Consider the following 15,229-nt stretch of genomic DNA (forward strand, 5'->3'; position numbering starts at 1 on the left):
GCAGTAATGCATTCAGCTGATAAGTACTAATCGGTCGAGGGCTTATCCAGGAATTGCGGAAAGATATGAGATTTGATGTTCGGTTTTGAAGGTATGAAAACTGAAAAGAGTTAAGCGTTTGCTTGACTCTTTTTCTTTATATTGTAGTTGTTTCAGAAAACTATTTATGTTATAATCAAACATATGGTAATCATTACCGTAAAATGGTGAGGTGGATGTAAATGGATACAAAGATTCTTTTAGAAAATGGAACGAATGAGTTAGAAGTATTGGAATTTGAACTGGATGGTAATCCATATGGTATTAATGTAGCAAAGATTAAAGAGATTATTCCTTATCAGAGAGTTACACCGGTACCAAATGCGCATCCCAGTATAGAAGGTATCTTTATGCCGAGAGATACGATGATCACAGCAATTGATCTGAAAAACTGTCTTCAGAGAGGTGTATCAAAGGAAGGCGGACTCTTTATTATTACGAGCTTTAATAAGCTGGATATTGCTTTTCATGTAGATCAGGTGAGAGGAATTCACAGAGTTTCCTGGGAAAATATCATTAAGCCAGGTGCTACAGTTTCTTCAGCAGAAGAAAGCATTTCAACAGGTGTTGTGAAGATTGATGACAGACTGATCATTATTCTTGATTTTGAAAAGATAGTTGCAGATATTAATCCTGAAACAGGACTTAAGGTAAGCGAGATCAGTGAGCTTGGTAGCAGACCGAGAAGCGAAGTGCCGATCCTGATTGCAGAAGATTCTATCCTGCTGAATAAGCTGATCGTTGATTCACTGAAAAAGGCAGGCTATGATAATCTGATACATACCTGCGATGGACAGGAAGCATGGGATGTTATCTGCGAATGCAAGAAGAAGGGAACACTGAAGGATCATGTTCAGTGCGTGATCACAGATATTGAAATGCCGATGATGGACGGCCACCGCCTTACGAAGCTGATCAAGAGTGATGATGAAACAAAGGATATTCCAGTTATCATTTTCTCTTCTCTTGTAAATGATGATATGAAGAAAAAAGGCGATGCTCTTGGAGCTGATGCACAGCTATCCAAGCCGGAGATTGGAAATCTTGTTAAAGTCATTGATGAATTAGTTGGTTAATTTTTATACAGGAGCAAAGGAGCCGGATTTAATCCGGCTCTTGTTATGTCAGGGATAGATGAATGAAAGATAATAGCAGAGAAGAAATACAAAAAATCAGAGAAAATATAAAAGAGGCTGAACTGGTTCTTGTGGGAATTGGTGAAGAATTCGGTTTAAAGGAAGCAGATGGTCGGTTTAAAAAGGAAGAATATGAAGTGAGAATGGCAGCTTATCAGGGACTGCAGAGACTGCTTCAGAATAAGAATTATTTCGTGGTTACGTTATGTACAGATGGAATGATCAGACAGGCTGGATTAAAGGATGAAAGAATAGTTGAACCATGTGGCAGTTACTATCATCTGCAATGCGCCAATAAATGCACAGATACGATTACTGTGCCTGATGAAGATCTGCAGAAAAAGATAAAAGGCATGTTTCAGGGAAGGGAAGAGAAGAAGAATATCGAAAGGGATCTTCCTGTTTGTGGCCAATGTGGTAAAAAACTGATCTGGAACACGATAGAAACAGAGAATTATGCAGAGGAAGGTTATCTTGAACAGTGGAAGGCTTATACGAAATGGCTGCAGGGAACCGTGAATCATAAGGTCTGTCTACTGGAACTGGGAACTGGCATGAAGTTTCCCACAGTGATCAGGTGGCCTTTTGAGAAGATCACTTATTTTAACAATAAATCTCTCCTGATCAGGGTTCATAGCAGGCTGTTCCAGACAACAGAAGAGATTAAAGACAGAAGTACAGGAATTGAATATAATCCTGTAGAGTTTGTAAAAGAATTGTCTATTGAAGCGTAATATGTTACACTTAAACGAGAATTTTGACGACGGGGAGAACAGATATGTCAACAGATGAAGAATATTTAGATAATCTGCTTAAAACAATGTCAACAGATGATACGGAAGAGAATGATGATAATAAGATAATGTCTCTGATGAATGAGACTGATCCTATGGAGAACAAGACGGCGCCGATGAGAAAAGAGGTATTTTCGGATATCAGACCGGAGGATGAGATACCGTCTGCAGATAAAAAGGGTGATGAAAAGAAGCCTGTTGTTGATGAAAGCTGGAAGGCTGAGCTTGATGAAATGCTGGCTAAAGCGGATAAGGCACAGGAAGGTTTGGAAAGTGTGCCTGAAGAGCCTGTGGAAAAGAAAAAAGAAAAAAAGAAAAGACATTTTCTGTTTAGAAAAAAGGTAAAAGATAAAGACAGCAGAGAACAGGACAGTGCTCAGACAGAACCGGCTGTAATGGTGGATACCGATCAGCGGGATGGAACAGAGAAAGAAAAGATACAGTCAGCGTCGGAAGCAAACGATGGATTGACTAATGAAGACAATGACAACAGCACTGACTGGACAAGTCTGCCTGGCAACAATGACGATCAGGAAGGACAGGAAAATGGCGAGCCTTTTGAAGAACCTGACTGGGCTGATGAAATTCCAGAGAAAAATGAGAAAAAGAAAAAAGGGTTCTTTGGGAATTTGCTGGAAACACTGTTCAGAGAAGAACCTGATATAGATATAGAGGAAGAAACAGAGGAAAAGCCAGAGAAGGAAAAAAAAGAAAAGAAAAAGAAAGAGAAGAAAGGAAAAAGCAAGGAAAAAAACAAAGCCACAGAAGCAGAAGGTGGTGAGGAATCAGAGGGTAAGGGAACCGAAGATAAGAAAGCTGAAAAGAAAAGAGAAAAACAGCAGAAAAAGGAAGAAAAGAAACGTAAGAAGGAACAGGAGCCGAAGCAGCCCAGGGTGTTGAACAGAAAATCATTGCTTACCTTGGTTGCTTTTGATGCAACATTGATTTCAGCAGTTTTGCTGCTTGGAATTTTTCTGCCAGATTATATTGACAGAAGAGAAGCCAGAAATGCTTTTTATGATGGTGATTATGTGACTGTTTATCAGAATCTGCATGGAAAAGGTCTTGGGGAGAGCGACACAGTTCTTTATAACAGAGCTGCTGTGGTAGAGAAGCTTCAGAGAAAACTGGATTCTTATCAGATTAATGAGAGAACAGGAAACAGGGCACAGGCGCTTGATGCACTTTTATCCGGGGCTGCTGTATATGATGATATCATGGCGGCTGGAAATGCCTATGGCGCAGAGAATGAACTTGCTATACTTTATCAACAGATTATTGACACGCTTCAAAGTCAGTTCCAGGTTGATGAAGCAGTTGCAAGAGAAGTAAATTCCTATGAAAGCGATGATGATTACAGTGAGGCAGTTTACAGTCTGATCAATAACGGAAAGCTTCCAGAGTCAGAAACAGAAGAAACGGAAGAGACAGGGAATGCGACGGAACAGCTGCCAGACCTCCTTAAAGAGGAAGAGGATCTGATGGAAAATGTGGACAGTTCTTTTTAAAAAACCATAGATGACAGCAGGAGGATTTGCAGATGACAGCAATCATCGACTATGATGCCGGGAATATCAAAAGTGTGGAAAAAGCATTGCTATTTCTCGGAGAAGATACGGTTGTTACCCGGGATGAAAAGATCATTGAGCAGGCAGACAGGGTGATTTTGCCGGGGGTAGGCGCATTTGGTGATGCCATGGAAAAGCTTCACAGATACGGTCTCGTTGAAGTAATCAGAAAAGTAGTTGATGAAGGGACACCCTTCCTTGGAATATGCCTAGGAATGCAGCTGATGTTTGAAAGAAGTGATGAAAGTGATGGTGTCAATGGCCTTGCACTTCTGGATGGAGAAATCCTGAAGATACCGGATGAACCGGGACTCAAGATTCCGCATATAGGATGGAATTCCCTGACTTATCCGAATCCGGGAAGATTGTTTGCGGGTATTCCAGAAAATTCTTATGTTTATTTTGTGCATTCCTATTATCTGAAAGCAAAGGATCAGGGGATCGTGACTGCAGAGGCAGAGTATGGAAGTACCGGAATCCATGCTTCCATTGAAAAGGGGAATCTGTTTGGATGCCAGTTCCATCCGGAGAAGAGTTCCTCTGTTGGACTTACTATACTGAAGAATTTTCTTTCACTGCAGAGGGAGGGCTGATAGAATGCATACAAAACGAATCATTCCCTGTCTGGATGTCAATAACGGACGTGTGGTGAAAGGAACTAATTTTGTAAATTTAAGAGATGCCGGGGATCCGGTAGAGGTAGCCAGAATCTATGATAAGGCAGGCGCAGATGAGCTGGTATTCCTTGATATTACCGCATCCTCTGATGCCAGAAATATTAAAACAGAAATGGTGAGACGTGTGGCTGAAACTGTTTTCATACCCTTTACAGTAGGAGGAGGGATACGGAGTGTGGATGATTTCAGGATGATCCTCCGGGAAGGGGCAGATAAGGTAGCTGTTAATTCAGCGGCAATCATGAATCCGTCACTGATCTGTGAAGCAGCTGAAAAATTTGGAAGCCAGTGTGTTGTTGTGGCGATTGATGCCAAGAGATGTCCGGATGGAAGCTGGCATATTTTTAAAAATGGCGGCAGGATTGATATGGGGATCGATGCTGTTGAATGGGCCATACAGGCAGAAAAGCTTGGCGCAGGAGAGATTCTTCTTACCAGCATGGACTGTGATGGTACCAAGGCTGGCTATGATATTGAACTGACGAGAATGGTAGCGGAAAGTGTATCGATTCCAGTCATTGCTTCTGGCGGTGCGGGAACGATGGAGCATTTTTATGAGGCTCTGACAGAAGGAAGGGCGGAGGCTGCACTGGCAGCTTCTCTGTTCCATTACAAGGAACTGGAAATTGGAGAAGTCAAAAAATATCTGCATGACAAGGGAGTATCTGTTCGATTATGGCAATGATAGATAATGACTGGCTGCCCTGTATTAAACAGGAATTTACCAAGCCGTATTATAAGGAACTTTATACATTCGTGAAGCATGAGTATGATACAAGGATTATTTATCCTCCGGCAGAGGATATCTTTAATGCATTTCATTTTACACCATTAAGTAAAGTGAAGGTCATGATTCTTGGACAGGATCCTTATCATAATGAAAATCAGGCACATGGACTGTCCTTTTCTGTGCTTCCGACACAGAAGGATATTCCACCGTCACTTGTCAACATTTATCAGGAGCTGCACGATGATCTTGGATGTTACATTCCCAATAATGGGTATCTTAAAAAGTGGGCGGATCAGGGAGTACTGCTTTTGAACACGGTACTGACTGTGCGGGCGCACCAGGCAAATTCCCATCAGGGAAAGGGCTGGGAACAGTTTACTGACGCTGTGATTGAGGCCGTCAATGCACAGGACAGACCAATTGTATATCTGCTTTGGGGAAGACCGGCACAGAGTAAGATACCAATGCTGACAAACAGCAAGCATCTGATTTTAAAGGCACCTCATCCAAGTCCGTTATCTGCATACAGAGGTTTTTTTGGATGCAGGCATTTCAGCCAGGCTAATGCATTTCTTGAAAAGAACGGAATTGAACCGATTGACTGGCAAATAGAAAATATCTGACACAGGACAGCTTGCGGAAGGAGAAGACTAAAGTAACATGAAAAAAGCACCATTTATTACAAAGCAACAGGCAGAGGAGATTTCAAAGAAATATCCCACACCGTTTTATCTCTATGATGAAAAGGGAATCCGTGAAAATGCCAGAGCCGTTCAGGAGGCTTTTTCATGGAATAAAGGTTTCAAAGAGTATTTTGCAGTAAAGGCAACACCAAATCCGGCATTGATCCAGATCCTGAGGGAGTATGGTTGTGGCTGTGACTGTTCCTCCCTGACGGAGCTGATGCTCAGTAAAGCAATGGGACTGCCAGGAAGCGATATCATGTTTTCATCAAATGATACTCCGGCGGAAGAATATGCTTATGCAGATAAAATCGGAGCTATTATCAATCTGGATGATATCACGCATATTGAGTTTGTAGAAGAAATTCTTGGAAAGCTGCCGGAAACCATGAGCTGCCGGTACAATCCGGGTGGGGTATTTAAGATGAGCAACGGTATCATGGATAACCCGGGAGATGCAAAGTATGGATTTACCACAGAGCAGATGTTTGAAGGCTTCCGTATCCTGAAGGAAAAGGGAGTAAAGCACTTTGGCATCCATGCATTTCTTGCAAGTAACACAGTGACCAATGAATATTACCCACAGCTTGCAGGCGAACTTTTTGAGCTTGCTGTAAAGCTGGAAAAGGAAACCGGAGCAGACATCCAGTTTATCAATCTTTCCGGAGGTGTAGGGATTCCCTACAGACCGGAGCAGATGCCTAATGATATCCGGGTGATTGGGGAAGGTGTCAGAAAAGTCTATGAAGAGATCCTTACTCCGGCTGGTATGGGAGATGTGGCAATTTATACTGAGATGGGGCGTTTTATGATGGGACCTTATGGACAGGTTGTGACGAAGGCAATCCATGAGAAGCATACCCATAAAGAATATATTGGTGTAGATGCCTGTGCAGTTAACCTGATGCGTCCCGCCATGTATGGTGCCTATCATCATATCACGGTTCTTGGCAAGGAAGATGAGCCCTGCGATCATATGTATGATGTAACAGGCTCTCTTTGTGAAAACAATGATAAGTTTGCAATAGACAGAATGCTTCCGAAGATTGATATGGGAGATTATCTGGTATTACATGACGCAGGTGCACATGGTTATGCCATGGGATATAATTACAATGGCAAGCTGAAATGCGCGGAGCTTCTTTTAAGGGAAAATGGTGATGTGACCATGATCCGCAGGGCAGAAACACCCAGGGATTATTTTGCAACGCTGGATGTCCTTCCTGTATATGAAAAAATCGATTTCGATGTGACAGAGCAGGGAATCAGGCAATAATTTTAACCTTGTAAATAGCAGCCGGATATGTTAATATAATATTCGGCTGTGAATACAGGTATTTATTTAATTGCCGGCATGTCGGAATGGCAGACGAGGCAGACTCAAAATCTGTTGTGGGCAACCACGTGTGGGTTCAAGTCCCACTGCCGGCACGAATCAGGATTTCTGACTGACCATCAGAAGTCCTTTTTTTATCAGATCTGAGAGGAAAGGAAGGTAAAAGGTTATGATCTGCAAAGAAATAGAAAAAATGATCCCTTCTTTTCTGGAGGATGATCTGGATACGGACGATCTGCGGGAGTTCATGGAACATGTGGAGAGGTGTAATGACTGCATGGAAGAGCTTTCTATCCAGTTCCTGGTAACAGAAGGCATGGCAAGACTGGAATCAGGAAGTGTTTTTGATCTGCAGAATGAACTGCTTGAAAGACTGGAGAATGCGGAGCATACGTTAAAGCTCCGTGAAAATATGAAATGGCTGCTTTTTGTGCTTCAGGGATTTGTCGCAGTAGAGCTCATAGCATTATTATTGTTATTTATCGTATTGTATTAGAAAAGGGCTGAGGAATTGATGGAAAAACTTGTTTTAATTGATGGACACAGCATATTGAACAGAGCCTTTTATGGCGTTCCGGATCTGACAAACAGCAGTGGACTGCATACTAATGCAATCTATGGCTTTCTGAACATCCTGTTTAAGATACTGGAGGAAGAGAAGCCGGATTATCTGACAGTGGCATTTGATGTTCATGCGCCTACTTTCAGGCACGAGATCTATAAGGAATATAAGGGAACCAGAAAACCCATGCCGGAGGAACTGAGGGAACAGGTGCCGGTAATGAAGGAAGTCCTTTCTGCCATGGGAATTGCGACTGTAGAGAAGACGGGACTTGAGGCTGATGATATCCTGGGAACACTGGCAAAAAAATCAGAAAAACAGGGTATGGCTGTGTCACTGGTATCTGGTGACAGGGATCTTTTGCAGATTGCAACAGATGGGATCAAGGTCAGGATACCGAAGACCAAAGGTGGAAAGACGGAGATTGAAGATTATTATACGTCTGATGTAGTGGCACGTTATCAGGTAACACCTACAGAATTTATAGATCTGAAAGCATTAATGGGAGATACTGCAGATAATATCCCGGGTGTGCCTAAGGTTGGTGAAAAGACGGCTACAGAGCTGATCAGAACGTATCATTCGGTAGAAAATCTGTATGACCATATTGACGAGATTACGAAAAAGGCTGTTAAGGAATCTCTGATCAACAACAGAAAACTGGCAGATTTAAGCAAGGATCTTGCAACGATCCGGACGGATAGTGATGTAGAGCTTGATAAGGACAAGGCAAGAATTCATAATTTTTATACAGAGGATGCCTATAAAATTTTAAAGAAACTGGAGTTTAAAAACCTGCTTTCCAGGTTTGAAAAAAGGGTTTCCCATGATGAGATCACAGAAAAATTCCATACAGTAACTGATCTGGCAGAGGCAGAAAACCTGTTTGAAAAAGCCGGAAAGGAAGAAGCAACCGGTCTGTATCTTCTCCTTGATGAAAAAAGGAGCCTGCTTGCAGTCTGCCTGTCTTTTCCGGATGGAGAGACATTCTTCTGCAGGAGAGAAGGATTTCTGACAGAGGATTACCTTGCAGATAAGCTCAGAAAGCTGTCAGAGACAGGAAAAATAGTCTGTGCCAACATCAAGGAATATTATGATTTCCTGCAGACAGATAATACAGATCACTATTTTGATATCATCCTGGCAGCATATCTGTTAAATCCGTTAAAAAATGATTATACGATCCAGGACGTAGCTAATGAACATCTTGGACTGATGCTGCAGGAAAAGACAGAGATGTTTGGAAAGAAAAGCCTTTCGGCAGCTTACGCGGAGATGGAAGAGGAAGTGATTTCATATATCAGCTTTCTTGTCTATGCCTGCGTTAAAGCTGCGCCGGTTCTGAAAAAAAAGCTGGAAGAGACAGGAATGGACAGGCTGATGAAAGAGATTGAGATGCCGCTGACCTGTGTTCTTTATGATATGGAGAAGGAAGGCATCCGTGTCAATCCTGAAAAGCTGAAAGCGTACGGAGATACACTGGCAGGCAGGATAAAGGAGCTGGAACAGGAAATCTATCGGAAGGCAGGATGCGAATTCAATATCAATTCACCAAAGCAGCTTGGAGAAATCCTGTTTGAAAGGATGAAGCTGCCGGGCGGAAAAAAGACGAAGACGGGTTATTCCACAGCAGCAGATGTTCTTGAAAAGCTTTCAGGCGAAGCTCCGGTAGTAGCTGATATTCTGGAGTACAGAGGACTTACAAAGCTGAAGAGTACCTATGCGGATGGACTGGCGGTCTATATCGGAGAAGAAGACAGGATCCATTCTACCTTTAATCAGACGATCACCGCTACCGGAAGGATCAGTTCTACAGAACCAAATCTGCAGAACATACCAATGAGAATGGAGCTCGGAAGACAGATACGTAAGGTATTTATTCCAAGGGATGGATATCTTTTTACAGATGCGGATTATTCCCAGATCGAGCTGCGCGTACTGGCACATATGTCCGGAGATAAGCAGCTGATAGAAGCTTATAGAACAGATGCAGATATTCACAGGATCACAGCGTCAAAGGTGTTCCATACTCCATTTGAGGAAGTGACAGATCTGCAGAGAAGAAATGCAAAGGCAGTCAATTTTGGTATCGTGTATGGGATCAGCTCTTTTGGCTTAAGTCAGGATCTGAGTATTTCCAGAAAGGAAGCAACGGAATACATTGAACAGTATTTTGCAACCTATCCTGGGATCAAGGCATTTCTTGACGGAGCGGTGGCTCATGCAAAGGAAAACGGATATGTGACAACCATGTATGGAAGGAGACGTCCGGTGCCGGAGCTTTCCTCCAGCAACTTTATGCAGCGTTCTTTTGGAGAAAGAGTTGCCATGAATTCCCCAATCCAGGGGACAGCAGCCGATATCATAAAGATTGCCATGATCCGGGTGCATCAGAGACTGAAGGATGAAAAGCTTTCGTCAAAGCTGATACTGCAGGTTCATGATGAACTTCTGATAGAAACAAAGGAAGAAGAAAAGGACAAGGTCAGGGAGATCCTGGAAGAAGAGATGAAAGGCGCAGCAAAGCTTGCTGTAGAGCTGGAGATCGATCTTCATACAGGCTATGACTGGTATGAGGCGAAATAAATGAAAGTAATTGGAATCACGGGGGGCGTAGGTGCCGGAAAAAGCGAGATCCTTTCTTACATCAGAGAGCGTTATAACTGCCGTATCCTCCTGGCAGATGAGGCTGCCCACAAGGTAAAGGAAAAAGGACAGCCCTGCTATGAAAAGCTGGTAGCACTTCTGTCAGATGAGATCCTGGATGAAACTGGAAATATCAACAAAGTAAAAATGGCAGAGAAGATTTTTTCAAGCAGGGAACTTCTTACTAAGGTCAACGGGATCATCCATCCGGCGGTAAAGGAACTGATCCTTTCTGCAATCCAGGAGGAAAGAAAAAGTAAGATACATGATTTCTTCTTTATAGAAGCTGCTCTTCTGATCGAAGAAGGATATTTGGACTATGTGGATGAAATGTGGTATATTTATGCAAGAGAAGAGGTCAGAAGAAAGCGTCTGAAGGAATCCAGAGGATATTCTGATGAAAAAATAGATTCGATCATGAACAGCCAGTTGAAGGAAACTGATTTTCGGAGGTACTGCAGCGTGGTGATCGATAACAGTGACAGCCTTACAGAGAGCAGACGTCAGATTGATGAGAAATTGGGGGAATATCTGTGACAGAAAAGAACAGTTATATGGGACAGCTTGTTTTTGGACTGGATATTGGGACAAGAAGCATAGTAGGAACTGTAGGATATAAGGAAGACAATCGTTTCGTTGTCGTGGCGCAGAGAGTCAGGGAGCATGAAACCAGAGCCATGCTGGATGGACAGATCCATGACATAGGCAAGGTAAGTGAAACGATCAGACAGGTAAAGGAAGAGCTGGAAGAGGCGATAGGACGGAAGCTGACAGATGTCTGCATCGCAGCGGCAGGCCGTGTGCTACGGACGGTGAACAGTCATGTGGAGTATCCCTTCGGCTCGGATAAGGAAATCGTAAGTGAAGATATTTATGCCCTGACTTCCTCAGCGGTGGAAAAAGCCTATGAAGAATTCCTGAAACAGCAGACAGAGGAAGATATGAAGTTCTACTGTGTAGGATATTCTGTAGTGCGGTTTTATTTAAATGGTTATCCAATGGGAAACCTGGAGGGGCATAAGGCAAGGACGATAGGAGTTGACCTGATCGCAACCTTCCTGCCGGAGGATGTTGTAGATGGTCTTTACCGGGCAGTGGAGCTTGCAGGCTTAGAGGTGGCTAATATGACGCTGGAGCCTATAGCAGCGATCCAGGTAGCAATCCCGGAACGTTTCCGCATGCTGAATATAGCACTGATCGATGTGGGAGCAGGAACCAGTGATATTTCCATTACCAACGATGGCTGTATCATTGCCTATGGCATGATCCCTATTGCGGGAGATGCCCTGACCGAAGTGATCGCAAGGCATTGTCTTGTGGATTTTGCGACAGCAGAAAAGATTAAAAGGCAGGCAGGGGAAGCCGAAGAGATCACATATGAAGATATTATGTTCCTGCCACAGAAGATTAAAAGCAAAGAAGTACTTTCAGTGACAGCACCGGTTGTGGAAGATATGGCCAGGCAGGTGGCAGATAAGATCAAAGAGCTGAATGGTGGAAAAAGCGTAAGTGCAGTATTTGTAGTTGGAGGAGGCGGAAAGCTTCCGGGTTATACAGAAGCTGTTGCAAGAGATCTGGATATTGTTCCGGAACGTGTGGCACTCAGGGGTGAAGAAGTGATGCAGCAGATCGTCTTTGAAGAGGATACTGCCAAGGACAGTCTGCTTGTAACGCCGATCGGAATCTGCCTGAATTTTTATGAGCAGAACAATAACTTTATTTTTGTAAGCTTTAATGACCGCAAGGTGAAGATTTATGATAACAACAGGCTGACAGTGGCAGATGCGGCCATGCAGGCAGGATTTCCAAATGATGGTCTGTTTCCGGGAAGGGGAAAGGCACTTCAATTTACTGTCAATGGGAAACAGCGCATAGTCAGAGGAGAAGTGGGAGAAGCCGCTGTTATCACCGTTAATGGACAACCGGCAGATATTGCCACACCGATCCATGAAAATGATATTATCCGTGTGGAGCATTCTACGGCAGGAAAACGGGCAGAGGTGCAGCTTTCAGAACTTGCGGATAAAGAAGAGAAACTGTTTTTGCAGGTTAATGGAAGCAAAGTAGAATTACCAAGACTGATCTTAGTAAATGAAGCTTTCACAACACCGGATTATTCTGTAGCAGAAGGGGATATGGTAGAAATCCTGAATTATTATCCGTTGCAGAAACTGCTGCAGTATATGGATCTTGCTGCGGATGGCATGAGTAATATTTATGTTAATCATGAACTGGCAGATGGAGATACAAAGGTATATGAGAATTTTACAGTAGAGATTACAGAAGCAAATTTAAAGAGCGAGAGTGATATCAGGGAAGACACTGCAGATAATGAGAATAAAATAGCGACTATTGTAGTGCTTGTAAACAGACAGCCTGTGAAGCTTTCGGGAAAGGACAGTTATATTTATGTAGATGTATTTGATCAGATCGATTTTGACAGGTCCATGAAGAAAGGAAAGTCGATCATAACAAAGCTGAATGGAAGACCGGCCCAGTATATGGAGCCTATCCATGATGGCGATGCAATCGAAATATACTGGCAGGAGAATTAAAATATGAGACTTTGCAGCATTGCCAGCGGAAGCAGCGGTAATTGTATTTATATAGGCTCTGATTCCACACATATTCTGGTGGATGTCGGGATCAGTGGAAAAAGGACGGAAGCGGGACTTAAGGAGCTGGAGCTCTCTATGAGGGATATTGATGGAATTTTTATCACCCACGAGCATACAGACCATATTGCCGGACTTGGTGTTCTTTCAAGAAAATATGAGGTTCCGATTTATGCCACAAGAGGGACGATAGAAGCCATTCAGAAAACATCAAGTGTTGGAAAGATCCCGGAAGATCTGTTTCATACAGTTTTCCCGGATGAAAAACTGATGATCAAGGATATATGCTGCAATCCCATGCGGATTTCCCATGATGCGGCAGATCCTGTGGCTTACCGGTTTGCTCATGGAAGGAAAAAGGCTGCGATCGTAACAGACCTTGGCAATTACAATGATTATACAGTAGAATCCCTGAAGGGGATGGATGCTCTTTTGCTGGAGGCAAACCATGATATCAATATGCTTCAGGTCGGACCGTATCCTTATTATCTGAAACAGAGGATACTGGGAGATAAAGGGCACCTTTCCAATGAGCGGGCAGGACAGCTTTTGACAAGACTGATCCATGATGATCTGCAGGCGGTACTTCTTGGACATCTGAGCAAGGAAAATAATATGCCGGAGCTTGCCTATGAAGCAGTAAGGGTGGAGATGACCATGGCAGATGAGGGTATTGCTGTCAGGGATCTGCCCATGCAGGTTGCAAGAAGAAATGAAGTCACACCGGTAATACATATTGCATAGTAAAGTACTTTACACTATACTGACAAAAAAGCACTGGAGGAAAATTATGAAAAACACAATTATCACCGTAGTTGGAAAAGACACTGTAGGAATCATTGCCAGGGTATGCACTTATCTGGCAGAAAATCAGATCAATATTGAAGATATTTCCCAGACGATCGTACAGGGATATTTCAATATGATGATGATCGTAGATACCAGTGCATCAGAGAAGCATTTCGGAACCATTGCTGAGGATCTGCACAGATTAGGAGAAGAGATCGGTGTTGAGATCAAGGCACAGAAGGAAGAAATTTTTGACAAAATGCATAGAATCTAGGAGATAAAAGATCATGATTAATTTACGTGAGGTCGTTGAGACCAATGAAATGATTTCCAAGGAAAATCTGGATGTCCGAACCATCACTCTTGGCATCAGTCTTCTTGACTGTATTGATTCTGATCTGAAAAGACTGAATGAAAAGATTTATCAGAAAATCTATGAAGCATCTAAGGATCTGGTGGAAACCGGCGAGAAGATCGCAAGAGATTTTGGTATTCCTATTGTAAATAAGAGAATTTCGGTAACTCCTATTGCACTGATCGGAGGAGCAGCCTGCAAGTCAGAAGAAGATTTTGTTGCGATTGCAAAGACTCTTGACAAGGTAGCCCATGAGGTTGGTGTAAACTTTATCGGTGGTTATTCTGCACTTGTATGTAAGGGAATGACAATGGCAGATGAGCTGCTGATCCGTTCGATCCCGAAGGCACTTTCTGTGACAGAAAGAGTATGCAGCTCTATCAATCTTGGATCCACAAGGACAGGCATCAATATGGATGCTGTAAAGCTGATGGGGGAGATCGTAAAGGAAACAGCCGAGTATACAAAGGACAATGATTCTCTCGGATGTGCCAAGCTGGTAGTGTTCTGCAATGCACCTGATGATAATCCTTTTATGGCAGGAGCGTTCCACGGGGTAACAGAAGCTGACAAGATCATCAATGTCGGTGTCAGCGGTCCGGGCGTTGTAAAGACAGCTTTAAGCAAGGTGCGTGGAGAAAACTTTGAGGTCCTTTGTGAGACGATCAAGAAGACAGCATTTAAGGTAACGAGAGTGGGACAGCTGGTTGCGCAGGAAGCGTCCAGAAGACTTGGAGTTCCCTTTGGTATCGTGGATCTTTCACTGGCGCCTACACCGGCAATCGGTGACAGTGTGGCAGATATTCTTTGTGAGATCGGTCTTGAATATGCAGGCGCACCGGGAACCACAGCAGCACTTGCACTTCTGAATGACCAGGTAAAGAAGGGTGGCGTGATGGCATCTTCCTATGTAGGGGGCTTGAGCGGAGCATTTATCCCGGTCAGTGAAGATCAGGGAATGATCAATGCGGTTGAAGCCGGGGCACTTACCCTGGAAAAGCTGGAGGCCATGACATGTGTATGTTCTGTTGGTCTTGATATGGTGGTTGTGCCGGGAGATACTTCTGCAGCAACACTATCCGGTATGATCGCAGATGAAATGGCGATCGGTATGGTCAATCAGAAAACAACGGCAGTCCGTGTGATCCCTGCCATTGGCAAGAAGGTAGGAGACAGAGTGGAGTTTGGAGGACTTCTCGGTCATGCCCCTGTTATGGCGATAAATCCCTATTCCTGTGAAGCCTTTGTAAACCGTGGAGGAAGGATTCCGGCACCGATCCATAGTTTTAAAAACTAAGG

General features: G+C 43.4%; 14 protein-coding genes and 1 tRNA gene. All 15 read left to right on the plus strand.

Translation table 11 applies throughout. From position 1 onward, the window contains the following. Nucleotides 1–221 precede the first annotated feature (221 nt). The 15 genes from OCV77_RS01735 (at nt 222) to OCV77_RS01805 (ending at nt 15,227) form a co-directional block, all read left to right on the plus strand. Nucleotides 222–1,115: a chemotaxis protein gene (locus OCV77_RS01735; RefSeq protein ID WP_262572776.1), complete on the plus strand. Its 894-nt coding sequence runs from the start codon at nt 222–224 to the stop codon at nt 1,113–1,115. Nucleotides 1,116–1,177: 62 nt separating this feature from the next. Beyond that, on the plus strand, nt 1,178–1,909 hold the full coding sequence (locus OCV77_RS01740) for a hypothetical protein (RefSeq protein WP_262572779.1): 732 nt from the start codon (nt 1,178–1,180) through the stop codon (nt 1,907–1,909). A 44-nt stretch (nt 1,910–1,953) separates the two neighbouring features. Continuing rightward, the gene (locus tag OCV77_RS01745; RefSeq protein ID WP_262572781.1) at nt 1,954–3,477 is read left to right on the plus strand and encodes a hypothetical protein; all 1,524 of its coding nucleotides are present in this window, start codon (nt 1,954–1,956) and stop codon (nt 3,475–3,477) included. 32 nt (nt 3,478–3,509) lie between these two features. Further along, nucleotides 3,510–4,130, plus strand: a complete 621-nt coding sequence (hisH, locus tag OCV77_RS01750; protein WP_262572783.1) for an imidazole glycerol phosphate synthase subunit HisH — start codon at nt 3,510–3,512, stop codon at nt 4,128–4,130. 4 nt (nt 4,131–4,134) lie between these two features. Beyond that, complete coding sequence (gene hisF / locus OCV77_RS01755; protein ID WP_118797109.1) at nt 4,135–4,899, plus strand: imidazole glycerol phosphate synthase subunit HisF; 765 nt, start codon at nt 4,135–4,137, stop codon at nt 4,897–4,899. Then, nucleotides 4,890–5,567 (plus strand): uracil-DNA glycosylase, encoded by a 678-nt coding sequence (locus OCV77_RS01760; RefSeq protein WP_118797108.1) that lies wholly within the window; start codon nt 4,890–4,892, stop codon nt 5,565–5,567. The genes hisF and OCV77_RS01760 overlap by 10 nt, the downstream gene beginning before the upstream one ends. Nucleotides 5,568–5,604: 37 nt before the next feature. Next, entirely contained in the window at nt 5,605–6,903 is a 1,299-nt protein-coding gene (locus OCV77_RS01765) for a diaminopimelate decarboxylase (protein ID WP_262572787.1), read from the plus strand. A gap of 72 nt (nt 6,904–6,975) precedes the next feature. After that, nucleotides 6,976–7,058 (plus strand) — tRNA-Leu (locus tag OCV77_RS01770). 74 nt (nt 7,059–7,132) lie between these two features. Further along, nucleotides 7,133–7,459, plus strand: coding sequence for a zf-HC2 domain-containing protein (locus OCV77_RS01775; RefSeq protein WP_118797106.1), 327 nt, complete (start codon nt 7,133–7,135; stop codon nt 7,457–7,459). A 15-nt stretch (nt 7,460–7,474) separates the two neighbouring features. Beyond that, nucleotides 7,475–10,111, plus strand: coding sequence for a DNA polymerase I (gene polA, locus OCV77_RS01780; RefSeq protein ID WP_262572790.1), 2,637 nt, complete (start codon nt 7,475–7,477; stop codon nt 10,109–10,111). Beyond that, the gene (coaE, locus tag OCV77_RS01785) at nt 10,112–10,708 is read left to right on the plus strand and encodes a dephospho-CoA kinase (protein ID WP_118797104.1); all 597 of its coding nucleotides are present in this window, start codon (nt 10,112–10,114) and stop codon (nt 10,706–10,708) included. After that, on the plus strand, nt 10,705–12,726 hold the full coding sequence (locus OCV77_RS01790) for a cell division protein FtsA (RefSeq protein WP_317246612.1): 2,022 nt from the start codon (nt 10,705–10,707) through the stop codon (nt 12,724–12,726). Before coaE ends, OCV77_RS01790 begins: the two co-directional genes overlap by 4 nt. Before the next feature lie 3 nt (nt 12,727–12,729). Next, nucleotides 12,730–13,530 carry an MBL fold metallo-hydrolase gene (locus OCV77_RS01795; RefSeq protein WP_118797103.1) on the plus strand — a complete coding sequence of 267 codons (801 nt, stop codon included), beginning with the start codon at nt 12,730–12,732 and terminating at the stop codon, nt 13,528–13,530. Between the two features lie 46 nt (nt 13,531–13,576). Then, complete coding sequence (locus tag OCV77_RS01800; RefSeq protein WP_118797102.1) at nt 13,577–13,849, plus strand: ACT domain-containing protein; 273 nt, start codon at nt 13,577–13,579, stop codon at nt 13,847–13,849. A 13-nt stretch (nt 13,850–13,862) separates the two neighbouring features. After that, on the plus strand, nt 13,863–15,227 hold the full coding sequence (locus OCV77_RS01805; protein WP_262572795.1) for a PFL family protein: 1,365 nt from the start codon (nt 13,863–13,865) through the stop codon (nt 15,225–15,227). Nucleotides 15,228–15,229: the final 2 nt, after the last annotated feature.

The organism is Suilimivivens aceti (assembly GCF_025567405.1).
Lineage (GTDB): Bacteria > Bacillota > Clostridia > Lachnospirales > Lachnospiraceae > Suilimivivens > Suilimivivens aceti.

Bases quoted from the DNA above. Each gene is read 5' to 3' on its own strand.
- OCV77_RS01735 (WP_262572776.1), top strand. From the start codon at position 222: ATGGATACAAAGATTCTTTTAGAAAATGGAACGAATGAGTTAGAAGTA.
- OCV77_RS01740 (WP_262572779.1), top strand. From the start codon at position 1,178: ATGAAAGATAATAGCAGAGAAGAAATACAAAAAATCAGAGAAAATATA.
- OCV77_RS01745 (WP_262572781.1), top strand. From the start codon at position 1,954: ATGTCAACAGATGAAGAATATTTAGATAATCTGCTTAAAACAATGTCA.
- hisH (WP_262572783.1), top strand. From the start codon at position 3,510: ATGACAGCAATCATCGACTATGATGCCGGGAATATCAAAAGTGTGGAA.
- hisF (WP_118797109.1), top strand. From the start codon at position 4,135: ATGCATACAAAACGAATCATTCCCTGTCTGGATGTCAATAACGGACGT.
- OCV77_RS01760 (WP_118797108.1), top strand. From the start codon at position 4,890: ATGGCAATGATAGATAATGACTGGCTGCCCTGTATTAAACAGGAATTT.
- OCV77_RS01765 (WP_262572787.1), top strand. From the start codon at position 5,605: ATGAAAAAAGCACCATTTATTACAAAGCAACAGGCAGAGGAGATTTCA.
- OCV77_RS01775 (WP_118797106.1), top strand. From the start codon at position 7,133: ATGATCTGCAAAGAAATAGAAAAAATGATCCCTTCTTTTCTGGAGGAT.
- coaE (WP_118797104.1), top strand. From the start codon at position 10,112: ATGAAAGTAATTGGAATCACGGGGGGCGTAGGTGCCGGAAAAAGCGAG.
- OCV77_RS01795 (WP_118797103.1), top strand. From the start codon at position 12,730: ATGAGACTTTGCAGCATTGCCAGCGGAAGCAGCGGTAATTGTATTTAT.
- OCV77_RS01800 (WP_118797102.1), top strand. From the start codon at position 13,577: ATGAAAAACACAATTATCACCGTAGTTGGAAAAGACACTGTAGGAATC.
- OCV77_RS01805 (WP_262572795.1), top strand. From the start codon at position 13,863: ATGATTAATTTACGTGAGGTCGTTGAGACCAATGAAATGATTTCCAAG.